Raw genomic sequence first — 24841 nt, 5'->3', positions numbered from 1 at the left:
GATCAGAACGAGACGATGGTCTGCACGCCGAACAATTGATTGGTCTTGCGATACGAACCGTCGCTGTAGTAGTAGAACGTCGGCTTGGTCGACATGTCGTAGCGCAGCTCGGCGCGGAACGACACGTTCAGCGCGTAGTTGTAGTTCAGGCCAAAGGCCAACGACGAGCGGTTGGCGCCCTTGTTGGGGTCGTAGCTGGCGCCCATCGTTGCAGCGTCGCCGGGGCCGAAGCCATTGATGAAGTCGCCGGTCTGCAGGAGATTGCCGTTGGCGTCATAGTTGGTGTTGACCAGGTTGTACGTGCCACCACCGTTCTTCGAGTTGGCAAGATAGTCGAACCGGGCCGACCCTTCGACCTTCGGCGTGAACTTGTAGGCGTACTGTGCCGAGGTGCCGAACCAGCTGGCCTTGCCGCCGTTGTAGGCGCCGTTCTGCTGTTGGCCCAGCACGAATTCGAGATACATGCTCTGGGGACCGCGCAACATCGAACCGTCGATCTCGAACTGGTCCACGCGACCGGTGTTGCCGTTGAGGGTCGGCAGCATGCCTTCGTAACCGGTGAACTCGAGAACGTAGAACTCGCTCGGCGCGTAGGTGGCGTTGTAGATGAACGTCGGCGTCTTGATGTGCGAATTGTTGGTGTTGTTCACGTCGTTGCGCGGGCTGTTGAAGTTGCCCAGCACGAACTTGTATTCCCAGGTGTCGCGCAGCAAGTCCAGGCCCACGCCGGTATAGAAGGTACCGGCCGTGTAATCGAACAGCATGTTGCGCGTGATCGTGTGGTTCTGATTCAGCGTGGTGTTCGAAGCGGTGGTGCTGAAGTACGAGTCATAGCCCGAGAAATCGGGCATCTGGCCAACCATCAGTCGGGTCTGTGCATCTGCCAGTGGAATCGATGCCGACGCCTCGTGAACGATGTTGCCGACGTTGTACTGCGAACCCGCCGACTTGCTCGGAGCCAGCGTCAGACGGAACTTGGTGCCGCCGTCGAGTTCCTTCTGGAAGTCGATCCAACCCAGGCCGAAGTAGCCGTTGTCGTAGCTGTAGGACTCACCGCTGCCGTTCAAACTGGTGAAGTTGTTCAGGAAGCTGAACGAACTGGTGTTCTTGGCCCGGCTGTAGATGTACGCGGGATCGAGACCCGCGCTGACCTTGAAGTTGCTGAAGCCCGAGGCCGCCTTCTGATCTTCCAAGGCCTCCGCCTTGGTCTTGACGCGATAGAACTCGCTCTTGTCGATCGGGCCGCCGGCGTCGTCGAGCGCCTTGGCCTGGACTTCGAGTTGCTCGACGCGTGCCTTCAGGTCGGCGATCTCCTTCTTCAGGTCGTCGGCGCTTTGCGCATGGGCGCTGGGCACCATCGCGAGTTGGACGGCGATCGCCATCGCGCTCAAGGCGGCTTTGTCTAGGCCGCGGGTCGTGAACTTCATGCTGCGCTCCTGTTGGATGGTTTGCGGTGAGAAAGGGGGATCAGCTGGCGGTGGCGCCGGCCATGGCTTCGCGGTAGGCGAGCGCCTGGTCGCGTTCGCGGCGGCGCTCCTGGTGGGCCATCCAGAGGCTGGCACCCAGCACGCCGATCGACACGATGCCCACGGTCAGGCTGGCGATGACGTTGACCGACGGGTTCAGGCCGAGACGGGCACGCGAGAAGATGACGATGGGCAGCGTGGTCGAGCCCGGGCCGGAGAGGAAGGCCGAGGTCACGACGTCATCCAGCGACAAGGTGAGCGTCAGCAACCAGGACGACATCATGGCCTGGGCGATCATCGGCAAGGTCACCAGGTAAAAGACCTGGAAGGGCCGGGCGCCCAGATCCATCGCGGCCTCTTCGAGCGAGGTGTCCATCTCCAGCAGACGCGAATTGATGACCACCGCGGCATAGGACGCGAAGATCGAGGTGTGGCCGATCCAGATCGTGAGCAGGCCCTTCTCGATCGGCAGATGCAGGTTCTGCAGCGCGACGAAGAACAGCAGCAGCGACAGGCCGGTGATCACCTCGGGCACCACCAGCGGCGCGTTGATGTGGGCGATGAACAGCGTGCGCCCCCGGAACACCTTGTACTTGGCCATCGCCATGCCGGCCATCGTGCCCAGGATCACCGAGGAGGTGGCGGTCAGCAGCGCGAGCTTGAGCGACAGCTTGAAGGCGTCGAGCACCTCCGTGTCTTGAAGGATGTCGGCATACCAGTGCAGCGAGAAGCCGGCCCACAGCGAGACCATCTTCGAGGCGTTGAACGAGTAGACGACCAGCCAGGCGATGGGCGCGTAGAGGAAGAAGTATCCGGCGATCAGCCAAGCGCGGCCGAAGCGTGAATTCATGATTTGCTCCCCCGGTCGAGGCCCTCGGCTTCGTTCTGGTACTTGTTGAAGATCATCAGCGGAATGAGGATCAGCAGCACCATCGAGACGGCGACCGTCGATGCCATCGGCCAGTCGTTGTTCGAGAAGAACTCGTCCCAGAGCACGCGGCCGATCATCAGCGTGGAGGGTCCGCCGAGCAGTTCGGGGATGACGTACTCGCCCAGGCTGGGAATGAACACCAGCATCGAGCCGGCGATGATGCCGGACTTGGACAACGGCACCGTCACCAGCCAGAAGGCCTTCCAGGGCGTGGCGCCGAGGTCGTTGGCCGCTTCGAGCAGGCGAAGATCCATCTTCACCAGGTTCGAGTACAGCGGCAGGATCATGAAGGGCACGTAGGTGTAGACCATGCCGATCATCATCGAGAACGAGGTGTACATCATCTTCACCGGCCCGTCGTGAAGGTGCAGTGCCACGATCACGTCGTTGATGATGCCGTGGTCGTCGAGCAGGCCGCGCCATGCATAGACCCGCAGCAGGTAGGAGGTCCAGAACGGCAGCGAGACCAGCATCAGCAGCGCCGGACGCCAGGCGGTCGGCGAGCGTGCCATGAAATAGGCGAAGGGGTAGCCGATGATCAGGCAGATGACCGTGTTCAGCGCGGCGAACTTGATCGAGGACCAGTAGGTTTCGATGTAGAGCGGATCGGATGTCAGGAACAGGTAGTTCGAGATCTTGACCTTCAGATCGATCACGCCGTCGACGTAGCTCAGCAGGTCGGTGAAGCGGATGCCCTCCATGTCCGAGAAGCTGATGCGCAGCACCACCAGGAAGGGCAGCGAGAAGAACAGCAGCAGGAAGACGTAGGGCACGCTGATCACGAAGCGGCGGCCGCGCCGCTGCTGCCGCTCGGCGGTTGACATGGGAATGGATTGCGCCATGGAGTTGTCCTGCCGATCCGTCAGTTGGCGAGCACCACGATGTCCAGCGGCGTGATCTTGGCGATGACCTCGGCCCCGACCGCGATCTGGTCGCCATGCCGGTCGGCGTTGGGCACCGACACCTGGAGCTTCATGCCGGAGGCCAACTGCACCCGGTACAGCGACGAGCTGCCGAAGTACGCCCGCTCGACGACGGTGCCGACGAAGGCGTTGTGCGGCGGCACCGTCCCGGCGCCCGCCCGCGGGATCAGCTCGATCTTCTCGGGGCGCACGGCCACGCTCATCGGCATGCCTTCGACCCCGGTCACGCCGTGGCCGACATAGAAGCTGCCGTGGGGGGATGCGATCGTGCAATGGTCGGGCTGGTCTTCTTCGAGCGTGCCGTCGAACAGGTTGACGTTGCCGATGAAGTCGGCCACGAAGCGGTTGCTCGGGGTTTCGTAGATGTCCTGCGGCTGGCCGACCTGCAGGAACTTGCCGGCGCTCATGACCGCGATCCGGTCGGCCATGGTCATTGCTTCTTCCTGGTCGTGCGTCACCATCACGCAGGTCACGCCGACGCGCTTGATGATGTTCTTCAGCTCGAACTGGGTCTGCTCGCGCAGCTTGCGGTCCAGCGCGCCCAGCGGTTCGTCCAGCAGCAGCAGCTTGGGTTCCAGCGCCAGGCTGCGGGCCAGTGCGACCCGTTGCTGCTGGCCGCCCGACAATTGGTGCGGCTTGCGCTTGACGTAGGGCTTGAGCTGCACCAGCGCCAGCATGGCGTCCACGCGCTCGGCGATCTTGGCCGCGGGCAGCCCCTGGCGCTTCAGTCCGAAGGCGACGTTCTCGGCCACCGTCAGGTGGGGGAACAGCGCATAGGACTGGAACATCATGTTGATCGGGCGCACATACGGTGGCATGCGCGAGATGTCCTCGCCGCCCAGGAAGATGCTGCCTTCGGTGGGCGTCTCGAAGCCGGCCAACATGCGCAGCAAGGTCGACTTGCCGCAGCCCGATGAGCCCAGCAGCGCAAAGATCTCGCCCTTGTCGATGTCGATCGAGACGGCATCGACAGCGGCAAGGCCGTCAAATCGCTTGGTGAGCTTGTCAATTCGCAGAAACGCACTGGATGGCGCGCGGGTGGAGTCCATGCAAGGCCTCGTGATGGGGCAAGAAAAGGGGGGAATCAGCGGAGAAGAGCCGAAGAGGGACCTCGGCGAGCGGGCTCGCCGAGGCAGGTCTGCGTCGATCAGGGCGTCAGAGACCGGTCTTGAAGGTCGTGTAGAGCCGAGTGCGCAGGCGACGGATGTCGTTGTTCACCATGTTCGGCGGCACCATCTTGGCCAGGTCGGCGCCCTGCAGGAAGACGGCGTGGTTGCCCACCACCTCCGGCTTGTCCAGCTTGTCGGCGGCGCGGACCGGGTTGGCATAGAACACCTTGTTCACCATGCCCGCCTGGGTTTCGGGCTTGAGGATGAAGTTGATCCACTTGTAGGCGTTGTCGACGTTCTCGGCGTCATCCGGAATCGCCATCGTGTCGAAGAACAGCACCGCACCGGTCTTCGGAATCAGGATCTCGATGTTCTGGCCGTTCTTGGCTTCCTTGGCGCGCTGCGAGGCGATGCCGATGTCGCCGTTCCAGCCCAGCGACAGGCACAGGTTGCCGGCGGCCAGTTCATTGATGTAGCCGGACGACGAGAACAGCGTGATGTACGGGCGGATCGTGGTCAGCAGCTTGGCGGCCTGCTGATAGTCGGCGCTGTTCTTGCTGTACGGATCCTTGCCGATGTAGCGCAGGGCCGCCGGGAAGATCTCGTCGCCCGAGTCGAGCACCGACACGCCGCAGCCCTTGAGCTTGCTGATGTACTCGGGCTTGAAGATCAGGTCCCAGGCGTTGTCCGGCATCGGCAGGCTTCCCAGCGCTGCCTTGACCTTGTCGACATTGATGCCGACCGTGGTCATGCCCCACATCCAGGGCACCAGGTGCTTGTTGCCCGGGTCCATTGTGGCCAGCTGCTTCATGACCCACGGATCCAGGTTCTTGTAGTTCGGGATCTTGCTCTTGTCGAGCTCCTTGAACAGGCCGCCTTCGATCTGGATCTTGGCCCAGTTCGACGACGGCACGACGATGTCATAACCCGTCCGCCCGGCCACCAGCTTGGCATGCAGCGTCTCGTTGGCGTCGAAGGTGTCGTAGCGGACCTTGACGCCGGTTTCCTTCTCGAAGTCCTGGATCGTGGTGTCGCCGATGTAGTCGGACCAGTTGTAGACGTTCAGGTGCTTGGACTGGGCGAAGCTGACCGCGGACGTGGCGGTCAGCACGACGGCGGCCATGAGTTTCGTCAGACTGGCAAGAGGGCGGACGGTGACGTGTTTCATTGGAGTCCTTTTGACGGTTGGATTTTCAAGGGCACGGACGGGTGACGTCCTGGAGGAATGTTAGCGGTGAGGCGGGGTGGTTTCGATGGTTCCGGGCGCGTTCACGGATGACGGCAGCAGCCCTATGGCAGATCGCATTCCAGTCTAGGTCAGCCAGGAGCGCGCCAGCATCGGGGGAAGCCAGCGGGAACTCACGGCGCCTGGTTCGCTCATCAGATCCAGCCCTTGGCGTTGACCTCGGTCAGCGTCAGGTCGAGGCAGCGCCGGATCAGCGCCATCATCTCGTCGACCTGGGCCCGCGTGATCACCAAGGGCGGCGCGATGATCATGCGGTCGCCGACGGCGCGCATGATCAAGCCGTTGCCGAAGCAATGGCCGCGGCAGATCATGCCGACGCCGAGTTCACTGGCAAACGGTGTTCCCTTGGCTTTGTCCTTGACCAGCATCATCGCGCCCATCAACCCGCAGGTTTGCGTTTCGCCCACCAGCGGATGCTCGGCGAGCGCAGCGAATTGCTGAGCAAGATACGGGCCGACATCCTCGCGCACATGCTCGACCAGCTTGAGCTGCTGGATCAGCTTGATGTTGGCCACCGCCACCGCCGCCGCCACTGGATGTCCCGAGTAGGTGAAGCCGTGCTCGAACTCGCCGCCTTGCTCGATCAGCACCTTGGCCACGCGGTCGCCCACCATCACGCCGCCCAGCGGCACGTAGCCCGAGGTGATGCCCTTGGCGATGGTCATCAGGTCGGGTCGGGTGCCCATGGTCTCGCAGCCGAACCAGTTGCCTGTACGGCCGAAGCCGCAGATGACTTCGTCGGACACCAGCAAGATGCCGTACTTGTCGCAGATGCGCTGGATCTCGGGCCAGTAGGTCTCGGGCGGCACGATCACGCCGCCCGCGCCCTGCACCGGTTCGCCGATGAAAGCCGCCACTTTCTCGGGCCCCACTTCCAGGATCTTGGCTTCCAGCCAGCCGGCAGCGACCTTGCCGAAATCGGCCCGGCTCATGCCCTGGCCGTTCTGGAACCAATACGGCTGATCGATGTGCACGATGTTGGGGATCGGCAGCCCCCCTTGGGCGTGCATGCCGCTCATGCCGCCCAACGAAGCGCCGGCCATCGTCGAGCCGTGGTAGCCGTTGATGCGGCTGATGATGACCTGACGCTCGGGCTGGCCCAGCACGTCCCAGTAGCGGCGGACCATGCGCACCACGGTGTCGTTGCCCTCCGAGCCCGAGCCGGTGAAGAACACATGCTGGAACTGAGGCGGCGTGACCTGCGACAGCAACTCCGCCAGTTCGATCGCCGGCGGCGTGGCGGTCTGGAAGAAGGCGTTGTAGAAGGGCAGTTCCTTCATCTGGCGGGTCGCCGCGTCGACCAGCGCCTGCTGGCCGTAGCCGACGTTGACGCACCACAGGCCGCTCATCGCGTCCAGCAGCTTCTTGCCTTCGCTGTCCCACAGGTAGATGTTGTCTGCCTTGGTGATGATGCGCGAGCCCTTCTTGGCCAGGCCGGCAAAGTCGGTGAACGGGTGCAGGAAATGCGCCGAGTCGGCCTGCTGCCATTCGCGGGTGCTGCGCTTGCGCGCCACCGCGGGCGCCTGGATGACGATGTTGTCTTGCATGATGGGGTTCCTGGAAGTCAGTGGAGGGCGGCGCTTCGCGTCGGGTTCGAGGCGCCTGTCCCGCGAGTCCTTAGACGTGGAGCAGCAGGTGTTCGCGCTCCCACGGCGAGATCACCTTCATGAACTCGGCGTGCTCGATTTCCTTGACCTCGGTGTAGACGGTGATGAACGACTCACCCAGCACTTCACCCAGGTCCTTTTCGTTGCGCAGCAGCTCCAGCGCCTCGACCAGGCTGCGCGGCAGCTGGTATTCGCCCAGATAGGCGTCACCCTTGCACTCGTGGCTGGGCTCGATCTGGTTCTTGATGCCCAGGTAGCCGCAGGCCAGCGTCGCGGCCAAGGCGCAGTAGGGGTTGGCGTCGGCCCCGATCACGCGGTTCTCGATCCGGCGCGCCTGCGCGGTGGCCACCGGCGAGCGGATGCCCACGGTGCGGTTGTCGGTGCCCCACTGGATATTGATCGGCGCGGCGGTGTTGCGCGACAGCCGGCGGTAGCTGTTGACGTAGGGGGCGAACAAGGCCATCGCCGCCGGGATGTATTTCTGCAGGCCGCCGATGTACCAGTAGAACTCCTTGCTGGGCGTGCCGTCCGGGTTGCTGAAGATGTTCTTTCCGGTGGCCTTGCTGACCAGGCTCTGGTGCACGTGCATCGCGCTGCCGGGCTCGCCGGCGATCGGCTTGGCCATGAAGGTGGCGTACATGTCGTGGCGCAGCGCGGCCTCGCGCACCGTGCGCTTGAAGAAGAACACTTCGTCGGCCAGACCCAGCGGATGGGCGTGGAAGAAGTTGATCTCCATCTGGCCGGCCCCGATCTCGTGGATCAGCGTGTCGACGTTCAGCTCCATCTTCTCGCAGTAGTCGTAGACGTCTTCGAACAGCGGGTCGAACTCGTTGACCGCGTCGATCGAGTAGGCCTGGCGCGAGGTCTCGCTGCGGCCACTGCGGCCCACCGGCGGCTTCAACGGCATGTCCGGATCGGTGTTGCGCGCCACCAGGTAGAACTCCAGTTCGGGTGCCACCACCGGTTCCCAGCCTTCGGCGGCGAACAGGTCGCAGACCCGGCGCAGCACCGAACGCGGCGCGAACGGCACGAGATTGCCGTCGCGGTCGTAGCAGTCGTGGATCACCTGGGCCGTCGGGTCGGTGGCCCACGGCACGATGCGCACGGTCGCCGGATCCGGCCGCAGATGCATGTCGCGGTCGGTCGGGTTGATCACGTCGTAGTAGGGCCCTTCCTCGGGGAACTCGCCGGTCACGCCCATGCCGACGATGGCTTCGGGCAGCCGCATGCCGCGGTCTTCGGTGAACTTCTGGCGCGGCAGGATCTTGCCGCGCGCGACACCGGTGAGGTCGGGCACCAGGCATTCGATCTCGGTGACGCGATGTTGATCGAGCCAAGTTTCCAACTCGGCGAAATTGAAATGTTCTTTGCTGGCCATGATGAGGCACCTGAAAAATCTGACATTGCGCGCGGGTGTGGCCTGGACATGCCAGGCGCCGGGCCGCGCGAGCCCCGGCGGAGTCGGGTGGGGATCAGCGAGACGGTGGCTCGGGCGCCCGGTGGCGATCGCGGTACTGCCGGCAGGCGCCCCCGAAGGCGGTCAACAGGGCTTTCGACACCGGGTTGTCTCCGGCCTGCCATTCCGGATGCCATTGGACGCACAGGCTGAAGCCGGCCGAGTCCGCCACCGAGAAGGCCTCGACCACGCCGTCGGGTGCGTAGGCCTCGACGCGCAGGCCGTCGGCCAGCCGGTTCACCGCCTGACCATGGACCGAATTCACGGTGAAGCCGGGCAGCTGCAGCACCTGGGCCAGGCGGCCGCCCGGCACGACGCTGACCTCATGCGCCGGCCCGTAGGCTTCGGACGCCGGCGCGTCATCGGCGGGCCGGTGATCGTCGTGACCCTCGATTTCGTGGACCGCCTGATGCAACGAGCCGCCGAGCGCCACGTTGGTTTCCTGCGTACCACGGCAGATCGCGAAGAGCGGCATGCCGCGGTCGACGACGCGGCGGATCAAGGGCAGCGTCCAGCTGTCGCGCAACGGGTCCAGCGGCAGATCGGGGTTGTGCACGTCTTCGCCGAAGTGGCTGGGGTGGACATTCGACGGCGAGCCCGTCAGCAGCACGCCATCGGCCAGATCGAGCAAGGCATCAAGCTCATCCGCCTCGGCCGACGGCACGATCAGCGGCAGGCAGCCCGCCAGGCGCACGGCGTCGACGTACTTCTTGCCGGCGATGTGGAAGGGGTGCTCGCCGAGCATCTTGTTGCAGGCCGGCACCAGGACCAAAGGCTTGCGCGCCGCCGTGCTGGCCGCGGGCTCCGACAGGGGCAGGGTCAGGTCGTTCATGAGGGTCATCCCAACAGATCCCGCAACCGGTACCAGGCCATGCCCAGCACCAGGGCCGGCGTGCGCAGCCAGCGTCCGCCCGGGAAAGGATGGTGCTTGATCCGGGCGAAGACGTCAAAGCGGCTGGCGTCGCCGGACATGGCCTCGGCCACCAGCCGGCCTGCCAGACCGGTCAGCGCCAGGCCGTGACCGGAGAAGCCTTGCAGGTAGTAGACGTTGGCGCCGAGGCGGCCGAAGTCGGGGGCGCGGTTCATCGTGATGTCGACGAAGCCGCCCCACGCGTGGTCGATCCGGGCGTTGCGCAGCTGCGGGAACGTGGCGACCATGCGGCGCTGCATGCTGGCGGCCAGATGGCGCGGCGTGACCGTGCTGTAACTGACACGCCCGCCGTAGAGCATGCGGTGATCGTTCGTGGTGCGGAAATAGTCCAGCACGAAATTGGTGTCGCACACCGCCGAGCGGCTCGGGACCAGCGCGTCCGCGAGCGCCGGGTCCAGCGGCTCGGTGCAGGCGATGTAGGTGCCGACAGGCATGATGCGCGATTCCAGCGACTGCGCCACGCCTTGCAGATAGACGTTGCCGGCCAGCAGGACCTGGCGTGCCCCGACGCTGCCGCCGGCCGTGGTCAGTCGCACCGGGGTGCCCGGGGTCATCGACAGCACGGCCGACTCTTCGAACACGCGCACGCCCGCCTCGATGGCCGCGCGTGCCAGGCCCAGCGTGTACTTGAGCGGGTGCAGATGGCCGGAGCGCGGGTCGTGCAAGCCGCTGTGGTAGCGGGTGCTGGCGATCCAGCGCGGCAGCTCGGCGGGCGCGATGCGGGTGAAGCCCTGGCCGTAGACGCGCTCCATGCGGTCGGCCCACTCATTCAATTCGGCCCCTTTGCGCGCGCTGGTGGCCAGACCCAGGTAACCGTCGCGCCAATCGCACTCGATGCGGTGGCGGGCCGCGCGCTCGCGCAGCAAATCGAGTGCTTCCAGCGTCATGGCCCAGACGCGCTTGGCATCGTCCAGGCCCAGTTGGCCCTCGATCACCGTCTGGTCGCAGGCCAGGCCATGGATGGCCTGGCCGCCATTGCGCCCGCTGGCGCCCCAGCCCAGTTGACGGGCCTCCAGCAGCACGACCGAGAGCCCCTTGTCGGCCAGATCCAGCGCGGCCGACAAGCCCGCTAGCCCCCCTCCGACCACGGCCACGTCGCAATCGACGTGGCCCGCCAACGCCGGCTGGCGGTCGCCGCGAGAGGCCGTCGCGGCATAGTACGAATCACGGGCAAGATCGCGGTCGACGCTGAAGAGTCTCATAAGGTAGGCGCTAGGCAAGCCCTCGGTGGTGGTGGCGGGTTCGGCAATGCAAGCTTCAGGCCACGCGCCCCAGCGCGCGGCGAAGGGTGTCGATGATCTGGCCGATGTGCGCCCGCTCGATGATCAGCGGTGGCGACAGCGCAATCGTGTCGCCGGTGGTGCGGATCAGCACGCCTTGCTCGTAGCAGTCGAGAAACACGTCGAAGGCGCGCTGCGCCGGCGCGCCGACGCGCGGCGCCAGCTCGATGCCGCCCACCAGGCCGATGTTGCGGATGTCGATGACATGGGGCGCATCGCGCAGCGAATGCAGCGCCTGGCCGAACTCGGCCTCGAGGTCCTTGGCGCGGGTCAGCAGGCCTTCGTCGGCGTAGGTGTCCAGCGTCGCCAGGCCGGCTGCGCAGGCGAGCGGGTGGGCGGAATAGGTGTAGCCGTGGAAGAACTCGATCAGTTGCTCGGGTCCTTGCATGAAGGTGTCGTAGATCGACTGCTTGGCGATCACCGCGCCCATCGGCACGCAGCCGTTGGTGATTCCCTTGGCCGCGGTGATCAGGTCGGGAGTGACGCCGAAGGTCTGCGCCGCGAAGGGGTTGCCGGTGCGGCCGAAACCGGTGATCACCTCGTCGAAGATCAGCAGGATGCCGTGGCGATCGCAAATATCGCGCAAGCGCTGAAGGTAGCCTTGCGGCGGCAGCAACACGCCGGTCGAACCCGCCACCGGCTCGACGATCACGGCGGCGATGGTCGACGCATCGTGCAGCGCGTACAGGCGTTCCAGGTCGTCGGCCAGCTCGGCGCCGTGCTCCGGCATGCCGACGCTGAACGCATTGCGGGCGGGATCATGGGTGTGACGAAGATGGTCGACGCCGCTCAGCAGCGTGCCGAACATCTTGCGGTTGGCAACGATGCCGCCGACCGAGATGCCGCCGAAGTTGACGCCGTGGTAACCGCGCTCGCGTCCGATCAGCCGGGTGCGCTGCCCTTCGCCCCGCACGCGGTGGTAGGCCAGTGCCATCTTCAATGCCGTCTCCACCGATTCGGATCCGGAATTGGTGAAGAACACCTTGTTCATGCCCGCCGGAGCCAGCGCCGCCACCCGGTCAGCCAACTCGAAGGCCTTGGGGTGGGCCATCTGGAACGGCGGCGCGTAGTCCAGCTCGGCCGCCTGGGCGGCGATGGCTTGCACGATCTTCGGGCGGGCATGGCCCGCGTTGACGCACCACAGCCCCGCGACGCCGTCCAGGATCTGCCGCCCGTCATCGGTCTCGTAATACATGCCCGAGGCCTTGGCCAGCAGGCGAGGGGCCTTCTTGAACTGCCGATTCGCGGTGAACGGCATCCAGAAGGCGTCAAGGGCGGCGGGCTTGGGCGAGGTCATCAGCATCCTTCGGCAGACGCCCGCGACCTCGATCGGTCGGCAGGCTTGCGCAACAGGCTGAAGTCTAGACAAGGCGGCGCGCAATGTGCTTGCGCGTTCGCCACGGGGCAACCCTGCGTGACGCAACAAAATGCGGATACCATCAGCACATTGAGCACAATATGCGAAACATTCAGAATCCGATGCAATTGGATGCGATCGACCGGCAGATCCTGGCCGAGCTTCAACAGGACGGAAAGGTCTCGAACGTGGACTTGGCGCAGCGCGTCCACCTGTCGCCTTCGGCCTGCCTGAGGCGGGTCAAGCAACTCGAAGACGAGGGGGTGATCGCACAGTACGTGGCCCTGCTGAACCCCAAGTCGGTCGGCCAGCACGGCACCAGCTTCACGATCATCAACCTCGAGTCGATGAGCAACAGCCTGCTCGAAGCGTTCGAGCAGGCAGCGCGCGACGAGCCGCAAATCCTCGACTGCTTTTATGTGGCCGGTTCGAACGACTACCTGATCCGGTTCTGCTACCAGGACGCCGAAGACCTGGAGCGATTCCACACCGAGGTGCTGATGCGCTTGCCGGGGGTCGAGCGCTCCAACTCGATGCTGGTGCTGCGCACGGTGAAAAAGACGACCGCGCTGCCCTTGTAGCCCACGCTGCGGGCTGGCTTCAGGCCGCGGCGGCGCGCCGTTGTTCGGCCAGTCGCCGTCCGATGCCGTCGAACTCGGCCTGCACCAGGCGCCGGGCCTCGGGGTAGACCAGCGACTCCTCCAGTGCGATGTGGTCGTGATAAAGCGCGGTGAAGACCTCGGCGCCCTCCCGCAGGCTGTCGATGCTGTACCAGCTGTAGCCTTCGGCGACCGCCGACAACTGCAGGGCCAGTTCGCGCCAGTCTTCTTCCAGCCAGCCGTGGTCCTGCTGGAGCCGGCGTACGTGCTGGATCATCGCGCTGTCAGTGCCATTGAGCAGGGGCGGGAAGACCTTGCGCTCCTCTTCGGCATGGTGCACCTGCGCGGTGTCGTTGAAAAAGCGCATCACGGCCACCGCCAGTCGGCGGGCCTCGTCGTCCACACCATGCCGGTCGAGATGGTGGATCAGGCGATCCAGCAGTTGCAGGTGGCTGACCATCTCGCGATGGCAGGCGTCCAGCGCGTCAAAGGGAGCCAGCCTGGCATTCAGGGCGGCGTCCGTGCCTTGTTGCGGATGGACCATGATGCATTTCCTTGGCATGACGATGGCCCCCATCTTCGCGGTTGCGCTTTGCCTAGGCTTGTCGCGGATCAAAGTTCACCGGCTTGGCGGGACGCCGGCGCGTCCGGCCTCGGGCCTTGACCGCCGCCTCGATGAGGGCGCCTCTCGCCGGTGCCGGTCGGCGCGCCTGCGGTGCCTTGCGCACTCTTCAGGGGCGTTGCGTACGGGCCTGCTGGCCGCACAGATACGTCCAGACCAGTTGAGCCGCGACCAGGCTGGTGATCTCGGAATGATCGTAGGGCGGCGACACTTCGACACAGTCCATGCCGACGAAAGGCAGCGCCGCAAACGCTTCGAGCAGGCTGAACATCTGGTGGCTGCTCAGGCCGGCCGGCTCCGGCGTTCCGGTGCCGGGGGCGAAAGCGGGGTCGAGCGCATCGATATCCAGGCTCAGGTAGAGCGGTGGCTGGCCCAGTTGCTGCCAGCGCTCGCGCACGGCGGCCACCACGGGTTCCAGTTGCTGCGGGCGGTCCAGGCCGCGCAGGTCGCGTGCGGTGAAGATCTGCCCCCCCTGCTGGCGGACGTAGTCCCGCGCCTCGCGCTGTCCGGCCGAGCGGATGCCCAGCTGCGTGAAGCCCTCCGGTACCACCAAGCCTTCCTGGATCGCTTCGTAGACCCAGGTGCCGTGGCCGCTGGGCTCGCCGAAATGGTCTGTCCAGGTGTCGCAATGGGCGTCGAAATGGATCACGGCGAGCGGCCGGCCCAACTGAGCGCGGTAGGCACGCAGCAAGGGCAGCGTGATCGAGTGGTCGCCGCCCAGCCACGCCATGTGGTGACCTGCGATCAATTCGGTCGCCAGCGGCATCATCGCGTGGCGCATGTCGGCCAGGCTGGTGTTGGGCAGCGGCAGGTCCCCGGCATCGCCCAGCACGCCATCGAGCGCCACATCAAAGTGGGGATGGATGCCATCACACAGCATGTGGCTGGCTTCGCGGATCGAGCGCGGCCCGAAGCGAGCGCCCGGTCGGTTGGTCACGCTGCCATCCCAGGCGACCCCCGCGATCGCGAAACGATCGGTCTTCGACAGCGGGGGGGCCTTCAGAAAGCTTGTTTGAGAGAGGTAGGGGAAACCGGCCATGTCGGGCTCTGAGCTCAGTGCAGGGCTGCCGATGATACGGAAGACCCCGCCAGGCGTCGGTCGGCGATGGAAAGGGTTTTCACCAGCGTGAAGGCATTTCGCATTGAGAAATCACGACATGCTGCGTCGCAGCAGATTTTTTCATAGTGAAAACTCAGTTTTCGCATTGAGAAAATATGTCGTAACTCATTGATTTATATGGAGTGAAATTTATATCTTATATAAGACATAAGTCTTGTCTGAGCCCCATCGCCGTCGTACGCTTGAGCCCAGCTTGACACTCTTCTTCCTCTTCACGTTCAGGAGCCTGTGATGAAACAAATGACCCGCGAACAACAGATCGCCGCCCTCGAGAAGGACTGGGCCGAGAACCCCCGCTGGAAGCTGGTGAAGCGCGGCTACAGCGCGGCCGACGTGGTGCGCCTGCGCGGCAGTCTCCAGCCCGAGTACACGCTGGCCCAGCGTGGCGCCGAGAAGCTGTGGGAGAAGGTCAACGGCGGCGCCAAGAAGGGCTACGTCAACGCCTTCGGCGCGATCACCGCCGGCCAGGCCATGCAGCAGGCCAAGGCGGGCCTGGAAGCGGTGTACCTGTCGGGCTGGCAAGTCGCCGCCGACGGCAACACCAGCGAAACCATGTACCCCGACCAGTCGCTGTACGCCTACGACTCGGTGCCCACCATGGTCCGCCGCATCAACAACACCTTCAAGCGTGCTGACGAGATCCAGTGGTCGCGTGGCATCGGTCCGGACAGCAAGGAATTCATCGACTACTTCCTGCCCATCGTGGCCGATGCGGAAGCTGGTTTCGGTGGCGTGCTGAACGCCTTCGAGCTGATGAAGAACATGATCGCGTCGGGCGCGGCCGGCGTGCACTTCGAAGACCAACTGGCCGCGGTGAAGAAATGCGGCCACATGGGTGGCAAGGTGCTGGTGCCCACCAGCGAAGCGGTTGAGAAGCTGATCGCCGCGCGCTTCGCCGCCGACGTGATGGGCGTGCCCACCATCGTGCTGGCCCGCACCGACGCCGAAGCCGCCAACCTGATCACCAGCGACCACGACGCCAACGACAAGCCTTTCCTGACCGGCGAGCGCACCCAGGAAGGCTTCTACCGGGTCAAGAACGGCCTGGAGCAAGCCATCAGCCGGGGCGTCGCCTACGCGCCCTACGCCGATCTGGTGTGGTGCGAGACCGGCGTGCCCGACATCGGCTTCGCCCGTGAATTTGCCCAAGCCGTGCAAGCCGCCTGCCCGGGCAAGCTGCTGAGCTACAACTGCTCGCCGTCGTTCAACTGGAAGAAGAACCTGGACGACAAGCAGATCGCCTCGTTCCAGGAAGACCTGGCGGCGCTGGGCTACAAGTACCAGTTCATCACGCTGGCCGGCATCCACATCAACTGGTACAACACCTTCCAGTTCGCCCACGCCTATGCCCGCGGCGAAGGCATGAAGCACTATGTCAACCAGGTGCAGGAACAGGAATTCGCAGCGCGCGAGAAGGGCTACACCTTCGTGTCTCACCAGCAGGAAGTCGGCGCCGGCTATTTCGACGATGTCACCACCGTGATCCAGGGCGGCACGTCCAGCGTCAAGGCACTGACCGGCTCCACCGAAGAAGAGCAGTTCCACTGAGTCAGGACGTGCGCGCCCGCAAGGGCGCGAGCACCTGACCAGGCGATGTCGGCGACGTCACGCCGGCAGGCATGGGAGCGGTCTTGACCCGCGAATCGGCGGCTGTCTTCAGGCCCGGCGCCACAAGCGTCCGGGCCTTTTTGTCGGCCGGTGCCGTTCAGAGCGAGGCGTGCAGCATCTCGCGGTATTCCTCGGCGGTGGCCAGGCGCGGATTCGTCTTGTGGCAGTGGTCTGCCAATGCGCCGGCAATCACCGCGTCGAACACCTCGGGCGCCACGCCCATCGCGGCCAGGCCGGTCGGCAGGCCCAGCCGGGCATTCAGTTCGCGCACCGCCTCGGCGAGTTCCGTACCCTGGCTGTCGCACGAGGACAAGCCGATCGCGTGGGCCATGCGCTGCAATCGCCGGTCACGCTGCATCGACTCGGCGCTGGCGTTGAAGCGGATCACCGCCGGCAGGAACATCGCGTTCAACGTACCGTGATGCAGGCGCGGGTTCACGCCGCCCAGGCTGTGGCTCAGCGAATGCACGCAGCCCAGGCCCTTCTGGAAGGCCATTGCGCCCTGCATGCTGGCGCTCATCATGTTCCAGCGGGCGTCGCGGTCCTGGCCGTGGCGCGTGGCGCGCTCGATGTGCCGCCAACCACGCTCCAGCCCGTCCAGCGCGATGCCATCGGCAGGCGGATTCACCGCCGGGGCCATGAAGGTCTCGAGGCAGTGGGCAATGGCGTCCATGCCGGTTGCGGCGGTCAGCATCGGCGGCAGCCCCAGCGTCAACCCGGGATCCAGCAGTGCGGCCTTGGGCATCAGGTGCCAACTGTGAAAGCCCAGTTTGCGGCCATCGTCGACGATCACGATCGCGCCGCGGGCCACCTCGCTGCCGGTGCCGGCCGTGGTGGGCACGGCGATCAGCGGCGCGACGCGCTCGGTGATCCTGGGGCTGCCGCCTTCGATCGTGGCATAGGTCTTGAGCGGGCCAGGATGGGTGGCGGCGATCGCCACCCCCTTGGCCAGGTCGATGCTGGAGCCGCCGCCGACCGCGATCAGGCCATCGCAGCCACCCTGTGCATAGGCCTGCGCGGCAAGGCGCACTGCCGCCTCGGTCGGGTTGGACGGGGTGCCGTCGAAGACCGTCAGCGGCATGCCTTCCAGCGCCTCAACGGCCATGGCGAGCACGCCCGCCGCCTTCACGCCTGCGTCGGTGACCACCAGCGGCCGCCGGATGCCGATGCGCTGGCATTCCTCGGCGAGCAGGTGCACCACACCGAAGTCGATGTCGATCTGGGTCAGGTAAAGAATGCGGGCCATGAGGAGGCGTGGAGCGGGTCCACGGCGCAAGAACGAGGATGGCCACAGTATGCTGGCGGCTGCACCGCCTCGGCAATGAGCACAAACTTGAGTACCCAACTTCTTTCGCCGGCCATGTCCGGTATTCTCGACCGCATCCGGCGCGCCCAGCGCACGCCGCTGCACCGACTCTCCCCCGAGCAGGCCCGGCGTGCCTACCAGGCCGGCGCGGAAGTCCTGGATCTGCCTCGCGCGCCGCTCGCGCGGGTCGAAGACCTGCGCGTTCCGGCCGCCGACGGCACGCCGCTCGCGGCCCGCTTGTATGCAGCCCGCACCGGCCGGTTGCCGGTGCTGCTGTACCTGCATGGCGGGGGCTTCGTGATCGGTGGCCTGGAAACGCACGACAGCCTGTGCCGCCAGCTGGCGCTGCGCAGCGGTGGCGCGGTGCTGTCGCTGGACTACCGGCTCGCGCCGGAGCACCGCTTCCCGACCGCCGTCGACGACAGCTTCGCTGCCTTGCGCTGGCTCGCCGGTCCGGGGGGGGAGCAGCTGGGTCTGGATGGCCACCGCCTGGCCGTCGGTGGCGACAGCGCGGGCGGCACCTTGGCAGCGGTGTGCGCCTTGCTGGCCCGCGATGCGGGGTTGGCGCTGACGCTGCAATTGCTGATCACGCCGGGCACCACCGCCCACGCCGATACCGCGTCGCATCAACTGTTTGCCAACGGTTTCTTGCTGGAGGCCGAGGCGATCGCCTGGTTTTTCGACCATTACATCGACCGCCGGCAGCGCAGCGATTGGCGTTTTGCCCCGCTGCTGGCGTCAGACGTGGACGGCGTGGCGCCGGCCTGTCTGCTGCTGGCCGAGTGCGACCCGCTGGTCGACGAAGGCCTGGCCTATGCCGACCGATTGCGTGCGGCCGGCGTGGCGGTGGAGCTCGAGCTGTACCGCGGCCTGACTCACGATTTCATCAAGCTCGGCCGGGTCCTGCCGGAGGCAGGTCAGGCGCTGGACGTGGCCGCGCAGGCCCTGGCCAAAGGATGGACATGAAACGAACCGAATTCCGGTGCCTGGACCGCCAGCGCGTGCGCTGGGTCGAGGTGGACCTGCAGAAGATCGTTTTCAACGGTCACTACCTGACCTATGTCGACACCGCGATGGCGGCCTACTGGCGCCGCTTGGCGATGCCGTACCAGCTGACGATGGAGCACCTTGGCGGCGACCTCTTCGTGCGCAAGGCGACGCTGGAGTACCACGCGCCCGCCGAGTACGACGACCTGCTGGAGGTCGGCGTGCGCTGCGCCCAGGTGGGCACCTCGTCGCTGCGTTTCGCGGTCGGCGTGTTCCGCGGCGAGATGCTGCTGGTCAGCGGCGAACTGGTCTACGTCTTTGCCGATCCGTCGACCCGGCGCTCGCAGCCCGTCCCGGCCGCGCTGCGCGAGGTGATGCAGGCCTTCGAGGACGGGCAGGCGATGGTGGCGGCGCGCACCGGCACCTGGAGCGAGCTGGGCGCGGAGGCGTCGGCGATCCGCCGGGAAGTCTTCGTGCGTGAACAAAACGTCCCGGCCGAGATGGAGGCGGATGCGGCCGACGTGCACGCCGTCCATGCCGTCGCCCACAACCGCTTCGGTCTGCCGCTGGCCACCGGGCGGCTGCTGAGCGAGCGGCAGGGCGTCGCGCGGATCGGCCGCATGGCGGTGATGCGGTCGCTGCGCGGCAGCCAGATCGGACGCGTCGTGCTGGAGGCGCTGATGGCGGTCGCCCGCGACCGCGGCGATCGCCTCGTGTCGCTGCACGCGCAGATCAGCGCCGCGGACTTCTATCGCCGTGCCGGATTCCAGGCATGCGGCCCGGAGTTCACCGAGGCCGGCATCGTCCATGTCGAAATGACCCGCCCGCTCGGTTGAGGCGTCCGCACTCACCGGGCGAACTCGCGGGCGGAGATCAGTCCTTGCCCGCCGGGCGCATCAGGCTGCGCACCCTGCGGCGCCGGGGCGGTGCGGGCAACTCGCTCAGCTCGGCCTCCGCCACCGGCCCGGCTTCGGCCTGCACTGCGAGTTCGTCCGGGCTCAGCACATACCGTGGCGGCCAGTCCTTGAGCAGCGAACGGCGCAGCAGCGCCAAGCCGGGGCCGGCGGCGAAGCTGCGTTCGAACACATGGGTGATGTTCCGCTTGGCCACCCGTTCGGTGATGACCAGCGTCGAGCATCGGGTGCCGTAACGGCCATCCGGCGAGCGGATGAAGGCCGGCGACAGCATGCGCTCGGCGGCCATGCCGATGCCGGTGGAGGGCAGGTGGGCGTCGGCCGCTTCCTGTCGGTCAGCGAGGGCGGCAAACAGCCGACCGGCCAGCACGTCGACCCCGTCGGCATCGTCCAGCGCCTGATGCAGTCGCGATTTCAGTGCCGTCACCTTGGGCCAAGGCGGATCCAGCGGCCCGTTGCTGAGCCCGTGGATGCCGCGGTCGATGCGCTGCGGACTGGCCTGTTCGCTGCTGGCCCAGAAACAGTCGCCGGCACGAAAATCCACGGCGACCAGATTGAAAGGCTGGTGACCGGCCAGCGCCACGTGGGGCCAGAATCGCTCGGCCGGAAGATCACCGCGCAGCCAGCGCGTCACGATCTGTCCCCGCGATGGAGATTGGGCATCCTCGAGCCGCGGCTTGCGCACATTGGTGACCATGGCCAGGCGCCCCTCGGCCGTGAGGCCCAGCCAGGTGCCGCCCGCCTGCAGGTCGCGGCCCGACAGGACCGGCGGACGGCCCTCCTCAGGAGTCCACCAAGCCAGCCGCGCCGCTGGTCGGTCGAAGTATTCGTCTCGGTTGGCCGCGACCACCAGCGGAAAACGCCGGCTCGCGTCGAGCGCGAAAGCGATCAGGCACATGTGACGAAATCTTCGAGGTGGCGCTGCTGGAGTCCAGCGACGCCGTTCAGGTCGCGCCCGGCCGATTCGATGTCGCGCCGCACCTGCTCGGCGGCGGCGAGGTGGCCGCACGGATCGAACTGGTAGCTTTCCATCAGGGTGACATGGCCCGCGTCGCGGTCGTCCAGCCGCTGCATGATCGTGGCTTGCAATGCCGGGTGGAGGGCGCGAAGTTTCGCCTGCAGGCGACGGGCCGACGTCAACGCAGCGGTGAGGTGCTGCGGGTCGACCCGGTAATAGACGAACCAGTGTCGGACCGCGGCCGACGAAGCCACCGGAACGGCGGCGGCCGGCGCTTCAGGACACATCGGCAGGAACGGCATAGGGCAGGTCGCCCACGGTCAGCAAGGGGCCGGTGACGCTGTCCAGATGCAGCGGCTGGCCATCCAGGGCCGAGAGTTTCACCTCCGCCAGGGCGACCCAGGTGCCGGCCTCGGCGGGCGCCGCCAGCACCACCTGTCCTGCGGGTTGTCCGGCATCGCCGACGTGGAACAACTCTTGTCCTGGGATCATCTCGGCGGCCCCCGCCAGCAGCGCGGCACGGCGTTTGAGCGTGCCGCGGTACTGGCTGCGCGCCACCACTTCCTGCCCCGGGTAACAGCCCTTCTTGAAGCTCACGCCACCGACCAGTTCGAAATTCACCATCTGCGGCACGAAGGCATCGACCGTGGCGGCCACGATGCGGGCGACGCCGCTGCGCACCTCCAGGCTGCGCCAGGCGTCCAACGGCAGCGCCGGCAGATCGAACGGCGCCTGTGACGCCGGCGCGGCCACCAACCATCGGGGTACCGCACCGACGTCGTCCAGACGCAGCATCTGCACTCCCGCCCGGCCGCCGATCTGCCACGGTGCGGTGACTGACGCCCCGACCCAGCGGCGGGCGGCCTCGCCGGCCAGACCCCACAGCCCGATGTCCGGGCTCGCATCACTCAGCTTGCATTGGGCGCGCATCACGAACATCGAGAGCCGCTTGAGCGTGCTCGCCAGCAGATCGGCGCTGCAGGCCAGGAGCCAGTCGCCGTCCTCGGCGCGCCAGACGATCAGGCTGGCCAGCAGGCGGCCCTTGGGCGAGCAGTAGCCGGCCAGGCAGGCCCGGCCGGCGGGCAGGCCGGCCAGGTCGTTCGTCAACTGGCCTTGAAGAAAGGGGGTGGCGTCGGCCCCGTGCGCCCGGATCACGCCCCAGTCGGGTAGGCGAACCGCGCCTTCGAAAGGAGGAGATGACGCGGGCAGGGGGGCGACGTTGGCGATCATGGCGACGATTATCATCGCCGCCCATGGTTGACGAGGCCTCAGGGTGGTGCGAAGCGCGATGAGACGGTTGAAGGCAGGGTTGCTGGCACTGCTGGCGGGTGCCGGGGTGGCGGCCGCCGGCGTTATGTGGTGGCTGAACCACCCCTTGGCGCTGGCCACGGGCGATGTCGAGCTCTCGATCGAGCCCGGCACGCCAGCACGCGACATTGCCCGGGCGTGGGTGCAAGCGGGTGTCAAGGCCTCGCCGGGCGCGCTGTACGAGTGGTTTCGCTGGTCCGGTCGCTCGCGCCGCATTCGTGCCGGCAGCTACCGGGTCGAACCGGGCATGACGCCGCGGCAGTTGCTGGACATGATGGTGCGCGGCGACGAGACCCTGGAGTCGCTGAGGCTGATCGAGGGCTGGAACTTCCGCCAGGTGCGCGAGGCCCTGGCCCGGGCCCCCCATCTCACGCATCAGGTGGCGTCGATGAGCGATGCCCAGGTGGCCGCCGCGCTGGGGGTGGATCGCACTACGATGGAAGGCGGGCTTTTTCCCGACACCTACGCCTACAGCCGCGGCGTCAGCGATCTGATGGTGCTGAAGCGGGCCCGCTTGGCGATGCAGCGGAGGCTGGCGGCGGCCTGGGCCGAGCGGAGTGACGGCCTGCCGATCGGCACGCCGGACGAGTTGTTGGTGCTCGCGTCGGTGGTCGAGAAGGAGACCGGTCGGGAGGCGGACCGTCCGCGTGTCGCCGCGGTGTTCATCAATCGGCTGCGCGCCGGCATGCCTTTGCAATCGGATCCGACCGTGATCTACGGACTGGGCGAGCGCTACGACGGCCATCTTCACAAAGTCGATCTGCAGACCGATACACCCTGGAACACCTACACCCGCAAAGGTCTGCCGCCGACCCCGATTGCGATGCCCGGATGGGCCTCGCTGCGGGCCGTGATCCATCCCGATCCATCGAAAGCGCTGTATTTCGTCGCGCGCGGGGACGGCAGCAGCACGTTCAGCGACAGCCTGGCCGACCATAATCGGGCGGTGAATCAATTCCAGCGAGGCGCGAGCCGGTGAGCTCATCCGCCCTTTCCAGGCCGGCCCCCTTGGGCGCTCGGTTCATCAGTTTCGAAGGCATCGACGGCGCCGGCAAGTCATCCCACATCGACGCGGTCGTGTCGGCGCTGAAGGCGCGCGGCCACGAGTTGGTGGTGACGCGCGAACCTGGCGGCACCGCGTTGGCCGAGCAATTGCGCGGGCTGTTCCTGAGCGAGGCGATGGACCCGCTGACCGAGGCCCTGCTGGTGTTTGCCGCGCGCCGGGATCATCTTGTCCGCGTGATCGAGCCGGCATTGGCGGGCGGCGCGATCGTGCTGTGCGATCGTTTCACCGATGCCACCTTTGCCTACCAGGGGGCGGGCCGCGGTTTCGACCTGACGGTGCTGTCGCAGTTGGAACAATGGGTGCAGCAAGGCCGCCAGCCGGACCTGACCTTGTGGTTCGATGTCCCGCCCGCGGTCGCCGCGGCCCGACGTGCCGGGGCACGAGCCCCGGATCGGCTCGAGCAAGAAGACGAGGCCTTTTTCGCGCGCGTGCGTGGCGGCTATCAGGCGCGCTGCACGGCGCAACCCCACCGGTTCGAGCGCATCGATGCCGACGCGAGCCTGGAGTCCGTCCGCGACAAGGTTGTCGACACGGTACTGGCGCGGGTGGCTCCGGGAGGCGGCGATGCGTGACGAACGCGAACTGCCGTGGCTGGTCGAACCGCTGCATGCCTTGCGCGACGACACGCGTGGGCATGCCTTGATTCTTCAGGGAGGTCTGGGTTCGGGCTTGTTCGAGTTGGCGCTGCGCACCGCGCAGGCCTGGCTGTGCGAGCAGCCACCCGGGCCGTGCGACGCCTGCGGCAGTTGCCACCTGGTCGGCGCGCACAGCCACGCCGATCTGCGGGTACTGATGCCCGAGGCGCATCAGCTCGAACTCGGCTGGAACGCCGGGGAAGGCGAGGGCGCCGATGGCGATGCCGCCGAGGCCAAGGGCAAGCGCAAGCCGAGCAAGGAGATCCGCGTCGAGGCCGTGCGCCAGGCGATCGACTGGGCCCATACCAGTTCGGGACGCGGCCGGGGCAAGGTGCTGGTGCTGTTTCCTGCCGACGCGATGAACGCGGTGTCGGCGAACGCGCTGCTCAAGACCTTGGAGGAGCCCGCGCCGGGCATGCGCATCCTGCTGTGCGTCGAGGATGCGCAGCACTTGTTGCCGACGCTGCGCAGTCGCTGCCAGATGCTGCGATTGGCGCCGCCGCCCGCTGAACAGGCGCTGGCCTGGTTGGCGACCCAGGGAATCGCCGATGCGCAGGCGCTGCTGCAGTCCTCTGGTGGACAGCCTTTGGCGGCGGCGAGCGCCGCGGGCCGGGGCCTGACAGGCGCAGCGTGGGCCGCCTTGCCTGCGCAGGTGGCGCGTGGCCAGTCGGCCCTGCTGGGCCAACTGCCGGTACCTGACGCGATTCGTGCGCTGCAGCAGATCTGCCACGATGCGATGGCGGCGAAGGCGGGCGCCGAGCCGCGGTTCTTTCCCCGCGACAGCGTGCCTGTCGCGAGAAGCTGGACCGTGTTGGCGGACTGGAGCCGCGCCCTGATGCGGGCGGCCCGGACCGAGGATCACCCCTGGAACGCCGGCTTGTTGCTCGAAGCCTTGCTGGCCCAGGGACAGAAGGCCTTGCAGGCCGACGCGGGGCGAGCGGCCGGCGGAAGGACCCGGTCGCCACCTCGATCGACGGCCGCTACACTGCGCTCATGAGCGAACTCGACAGCCGTTCCCCGACGAACGCCATGGTGGGCGGCAGCGGCGCCTCGACGCGCCCGAGCGTCATTCAATTGGTGTTCCGGGAGAAGGGCGCGCTGTACGCCGCCTACGTGCCGCTGTTCTCCGAAGGGGGCTTGTTCGTCCCGTCGACGCGCGACTACCAGCTGGGTGACGACATCTATCTGTTGCTGTCGCTGCCCGGCGACCCCCAGCGATACCCGGTGGCCGGCAAGGTCGGATGGATCACCCCGGCCAACACGCCGGGGGGGCGAACCCAGGGCGTCGGCGTGCGCTTCCCGGCAGACGAAAAGACCCGGGCGCTGAAGGTCAAGATCGAGGAAATCCTGGGCACCTCGATTTCCTCGAACAAGCCGACCCAGACCCTCTGAGCGACTGGCCACGGGCCCGT

General features: G+C 66.5%; 24 protein-coding genes. 8 read left to right on the top strand and 16 right to left on the bottom strand.

Going from position 1 to position 24841, the window contains the following annotated elements:
- Positions 1–2 precede the first annotated feature (2 nt).
- The 10 genes from AC0N04_RS14235 to aptA form a co-directional block, all read right to left on the bottom strand.
- On the bottom strand, positions 3–1427 hold the full coding sequence (locus tag AC0N04_RS14235) for a DUF3138 family protein (RefSeq protein WP_474282760.1): 1425 nt from the start codon (positions 1425–1427) through the stop codon (positions 3–5).
- Positions 1428–1467: 40 nt separating this feature from the next.
- The gene (locus AC0N04_RS14230) at positions 1468–2316 is read right to left on the bottom strand and encodes an ABC transporter permease subunit (protein ID WP_474282758.1); all 849 of its coding nucleotides are present in this window, start codon (positions 2314–2316) and stop codon (positions 1468–1470) included.
- The gene (locus tag AC0N04_RS14225; protein ID WP_474282756.1) at positions 2313–3221 is read right to left on the bottom strand and encodes an ABC transporter permease subunit; all 909 of its coding nucleotides are present in this window, start codon (positions 3219–3221) and stop codon (positions 2313–2315) included. The genes AC0N04_RS14230 and AC0N04_RS14225 overlap by 4 nt, the downstream gene beginning before the upstream one ends.
- A 38-nt stretch (positions 3222–3259) precedes the next feature.
- Positions 3260–4369, bottom strand: a complete 1110-nt coding sequence (locus tag AC0N04_RS14220; protein WP_474282754.1) for an ABC transporter ATP-binding protein — start codon at positions 4367–4369, stop codon at positions 3260–3262.
- A 106-nt stretch (positions 4370–4475) separates the two neighbouring features.
- Positions 4476–5552: a polyamine ABC transporter substrate-binding protein gene (locus AC0N04_RS14215; RefSeq protein ID WP_474282752.1), complete on the bottom strand. Its 1077-nt coding sequence runs from the start codon at positions 5550–5552 to the stop codon at positions 4476–4478.
- Positions 5553–5809: 257 nt separating this feature from the next.
- Positions 5810–7222 (bottom strand): aspartate aminotransferase family protein, encoded by a 1413-nt coding sequence (locus AC0N04_RS14210; RefSeq protein WP_474282750.1) that lies wholly within the window; start codon positions 7220–7222, stop codon positions 5810–5812.
- 70 nt (positions 7223–7292) lie between these two features.
- Positions 7293–8660 (bottom strand): glutamine synthetase family protein, encoded by a 1368-nt coding sequence (locus tag AC0N04_RS14205; RefSeq protein ID WP_474282748.1) that lies wholly within the window; start codon positions 8658–8660, stop codon positions 7293–7295.
- A 94-nt stretch (positions 8661–8754) separates the two neighbouring features.
- On the bottom strand, positions 8755–9570 hold the full coding sequence (locus tag AC0N04_RS14200) for a gamma-glutamyl-gamma-aminobutyrate hydrolase family protein (protein ID WP_474282746.1): 816 nt from the start codon (positions 9568–9570) through the stop codon (positions 8755–8757).
- 5 nt (positions 9571–9575) lie between these two features.
- Complete coding sequence (locus tag AC0N04_RS14195) at positions 9576–10871, bottom strand: NAD(P)/FAD-dependent oxidoreductase (protein WP_474282744.1); 1296 nt, start codon at positions 10869–10871, stop codon at positions 9576–9578.
- A gap of 55 nt (positions 10872–10926) precedes the next feature.
- Complete coding sequence (gene aptA / locus AC0N04_RS14190; RefSeq protein ID WP_474282742.1) at positions 10927–12252, bottom strand: omega-aminotransferase AptA; 1326 nt, start codon at positions 12250–12252, stop codon at positions 10927–10929.
- 155 nt (positions 12253–12407) lie between these two features.
- On the opposite strand from aptA, the gene AC0N04_RS14185 reads away from it, so the two are divergent.
- Complete coding sequence (locus AC0N04_RS14185) at positions 12408–12887, top strand: Lrp/AsnC family transcriptional regulator (protein ID WP_474282740.1); 480 nt, start codon at positions 12408–12410, stop codon at positions 12885–12887.
- A 19-nt stretch (positions 12888–12906) separates the two neighbouring features.
- On the opposite strand, the gene AC0N04_RS14180 is transcribed toward AC0N04_RS14185, so the two are convergent.
- Entirely contained in the window at positions 12907–13449 is a 543-nt protein-coding gene (locus AC0N04_RS14180; RefSeq protein WP_474282738.1) for a hemerythrin domain-containing protein, read from the bottom strand.
- A gap of 187 nt (positions 13450–13636) precedes the next feature.
- A complete protein-coding gene (gene speB / locus AC0N04_RS14175) occupies positions 13637–14566 on the bottom strand; it encodes an agmatinase (protein WP_474282736.1) in 930 nt (309 codons plus the stop codon).
- 312 nt (positions 14567–14878) lie between these two features.
- On the opposite strand from speB, the gene aceA reads away from it, so the two are divergent.
- Complete coding sequence (aceA, locus tag AC0N04_RS14170; RefSeq protein WP_474282734.1) at positions 14879–16195, top strand: isocitrate lyase; 1317 nt, start codon at positions 14879–14881, stop codon at positions 16193–16195.
- 157 nt (positions 16196–16352) lie between these two features.
- On the opposite strand, the gene AC0N04_RS14165 is transcribed toward aceA, so the two are convergent.
- Positions 16353–17501 carry an iron-containing alcohol dehydrogenase gene (locus AC0N04_RS14165; RefSeq protein ID WP_474282732.1) on the bottom strand — a complete coding sequence of 383 codons (1149 nt, stop codon included), beginning with the start codon at positions 17499–17501 and terminating at the stop codon, positions 16353–16355.
- Positions 17502–17615: 114 nt separating this feature from the next.
- Between AC0N04_RS14165 and AC0N04_RS14160 the strand changes: the two genes are divergently transcribed.
- Together AC0N04_RS14160 and AC0N04_RS14155 are read left to right on the top strand one after the other, a co-directional pair.
- Entirely contained in the window at positions 17616–18527 is a 912-nt protein-coding gene (locus AC0N04_RS14160) for an alpha/beta hydrolase (protein WP_474282730.1), read from the top strand.
- Positions 18524–19384 (top strand): YbgC/FadM family acyl-CoA thioesterase, encoded by an 861-nt coding sequence (locus tag AC0N04_RS14155; RefSeq protein WP_474282728.1) that lies wholly within the window; start codon positions 18524–18526, stop codon positions 19382–19384. The genes AC0N04_RS14160 and AC0N04_RS14155 overlap by 4 nt, the downstream gene beginning before the upstream one ends.
- Before the next feature lie 37 nt (positions 19385–19421).
- Here AC0N04_RS14155 and AC0N04_RS14150 read toward each other — a convergent pair whose 3' ends face one another.
- The 3 genes from AC0N04_RS14150 to ygfZ are packed head-to-tail and all read right to left on the bottom strand — an operon-like array spanning position 19422 to position 21650.
- Positions 19422–20360, bottom strand: coding sequence for an NRDE family protein (locus AC0N04_RS14150; protein ID WP_474282726.1), 939 nt, complete (start codon positions 20358–20360; stop codon positions 19422–19424).
- On the bottom strand, positions 20351–20722 hold the full coding sequence (locus tag AC0N04_RS14145; protein WP_474282724.1) for a DUF4936 family protein: 372 nt from the start codon (positions 20720–20722) through the stop codon (positions 20351–20353). The genes AC0N04_RS14150 and AC0N04_RS14145 overlap by 10 nt, the downstream gene beginning before the upstream one ends.
- On the bottom strand, positions 20697–21650 hold the full coding sequence (ygfZ, locus tag AC0N04_RS14140) for a CAF17-like 4Fe-4S cluster assembly/insertion protein YgfZ (protein WP_474282722.1): 954 nt from the start codon (positions 21648–21650) through the stop codon (positions 20697–20699). Before ygfZ ends, AC0N04_RS14145 begins: the two co-directional genes overlap by 26 nt.
- A 58-nt stretch (positions 21651–21708) precedes the next feature.
- Between ygfZ and mltG the strand changes: the two genes are divergently transcribed.
- The 4 genes from mltG (at position 21709) to AC0N04_RS14120 (ending at position 24821) form a co-directional block, all read left to right on the top strand.
- Complete coding sequence (gene mltG, locus AC0N04_RS14135; protein ID WP_474282720.1) at positions 21709–22707, top strand: endolytic transglycosylase MltG; 999 nt, start codon at positions 21709–21711, stop codon at positions 22705–22707.
- Between the two features lie 98 nt (positions 22708–22805).
- On the top strand, positions 22806–23366 hold the full coding sequence (gene tmk / locus AC0N04_RS14130) for a dTMP kinase (protein ID WP_474282719.1): 561 nt from the start codon (positions 22806–22808) through the stop codon (positions 23364–23366).
- Positions 23359–24426, top strand: coding sequence for a DNA polymerase III subunit delta' (locus AC0N04_RS14125; protein ID WP_474282717.1), 1068 nt, complete (start codon positions 23359–23361; stop codon positions 24424–24426). Before tmk ends, AC0N04_RS14125 begins: the two co-directional genes overlap by 8 nt.
- Positions 24423–24821, top strand: a complete 399-nt coding sequence (locus tag AC0N04_RS14120; protein WP_474282715.1) for a PilZ domain-containing protein — start codon at positions 24423–24425, stop codon at positions 24819–24821. Before AC0N04_RS14125 ends, AC0N04_RS14120 begins: the two co-directional genes overlap by 4 nt.
- Positions 24822–24841: the final 20 nt, after the last annotated feature.

The sequence above is a fragment of the Ideonella sp. sgz306126 genome, from assembly GCF_056032705.1.
Note: the sequence above shows the minus strand (reverse complement) of the source record. Positions and strands in the feature narration are given on the sequence as shown.

What these genes read in the sequence shown, in the direction of transcription:
- AC0N04_RS14180 (WP_474282738.1), bottom strand. Translation starts at nt 13,449, where the DNA reads ATGGTCCATCCGCAACAAGGCACGGACGCCGCCCTGAATGCCAGGCTG.
- aceA (WP_474282734.1), top strand. Translation starts at nt 14,879, where the DNA reads ATGAAACAAATGACCCGCGAACAACAGATCGCCGCCCTCGAGAAGGAC.
- AC0N04_RS14145 (WP_474282724.1), bottom strand. Translation starts at nt 20,722, where the DNA reads ATGCCGTTCCTGCCGATGTGTCCTGAAGCGCCGGCCGCCGCCGTTCCG.
- AC0N04_RS14230 (WP_474282758.1), bottom strand. Translation starts at nt 2,316, where the DNA reads ATGAATTCACGCTTCGGCCGCGCTTGGCTGATCGCCGGATACTTCTTC.
- AC0N04_RS14220 (WP_474282754.1), bottom strand. Translation starts at nt 4,369, where the DNA reads ATGGACTCCACCCGCGCGCCATCCAGTGCGTTTCTGCGAATTGACAAG.
- AC0N04_RS14225 (WP_474282756.1), bottom strand. Translation starts at nt 3,221, where the DNA reads ATGTCAACCGCCGAGCGGCAGCAGCGGCGCGGCCGCCGCTTCGTGATC.
- aptA (WP_474282742.1), bottom strand. Translation starts at nt 12,252, where the DNA reads ATGCTGATGACCTCGCCCAAGCCCGCCGCCCTTGACGCCTTCTGGATG.
- speB (WP_474282736.1), bottom strand. Translation starts at nt 14,566, where the DNA reads ATGGCCGGTTTCCCCTACCTCTCTCAAACAAGCTTTCTGAAGGCCCCC.
- AC0N04_RS14205 (WP_474282748.1), bottom strand. Translation starts at nt 8,660, where the DNA reads ATGGCCAGCAAAGAACATTTCAATTTCGCCGAGTTGGAAACTTGGCTC.
- AC0N04_RS14210 (WP_474282750.1), bottom strand. Translation starts at nt 7,222, where the DNA reads ATGCAAGACAACATCGTCATCCAGGCGCCCGCGGTGGCGCGCAAGCGC.
- AC0N04_RS14215 (WP_474282752.1), bottom strand. Translation starts at nt 5,552, where the DNA reads ATGGCCGCCGTCGTGCTGACCGCCACGTCCGCGGTCAGCTTCGCCCAG.
- AC0N04_RS14195 (WP_474282744.1), bottom strand. Translation starts at nt 10,871, where the DNA reads ATGAGACTCTTCAGCGTCGACCGCGATCTTGCCCGTGATTCGTACTAT.
- AC0N04_RS14200 (WP_474282746.1), bottom strand. Translation starts at nt 9,570, where the DNA reads ATGAACGACCTGACCCTGCCCCTGTCGGAGCCCGCGGCCAGCACGGCG.
- AC0N04_RS14160 (WP_474282730.1), top strand. Translation starts at nt 17,616, where the DNA reads ATGTCCGGTATTCTCGACCGCATCCGGCGCGCCCAGCGCACGCCGCTG.
- ygfZ (WP_474282722.1), bottom strand. Translation starts at nt 21,650, where the DNA reads ATGATCGCCAACGTCGCCCCCCTGCCCGCGTCATCTCCTCCTTTCGAA.
- AC0N04_RS14165 (WP_474282732.1), bottom strand. Translation starts at nt 17,501, where the DNA reads ATGGCCCGCATTCTTTACCTGACCCAGATCGACATCGACTTCGGTGTG.
- AC0N04_RS14185 (WP_474282740.1), top strand. Translation starts at nt 12,408, where the DNA reads ATGCGAAACATTCAGAATCCGATGCAATTGGATGCGATCGACCGGCAG.
- AC0N04_RS14150 (WP_474282726.1), bottom strand. Translation starts at nt 20,360, where the DNA reads ATGTGCCTGATCGCTTTCGCGCTCGACGCGAGCCGGCGTTTTCCGCTG.
- AC0N04_RS14155 (WP_474282728.1), top strand. Translation starts at nt 18,524, where the DNA reads ATGAAACGAACCGAATTCCGGTGCCTGGACCGCCAGCGCGTGCGCTGG.
- mltG (WP_474282720.1), top strand. Translation starts at nt 21,709, where the DNA reads ATGAGACGGTTGAAGGCAGGGTTGCTGGCACTGCTGGCGGGTGCCGGG.
- AC0N04_RS14125 (WP_474282717.1), top strand. Translation starts at nt 23,359, where the DNA reads ATGCGTGACGAACGCGAACTGCCGTGGCTGGTCGAACCGCTGCATGCC.
- AC0N04_RS14235 (WP_474282760.1), bottom strand. Translation starts at nt 1,427, where the DNA reads ATGAAGTTCACGACCCGCGGCCTAGACAAAGCCGCCTTGAGCGCGATG.
- AC0N04_RS14120 (WP_474282715.1), top strand. Translation starts at nt 24,423, where the DNA reads ATGAGCGAACTCGACAGCCGTTCCCCGACGAACGCCATGGTGGGCGGC.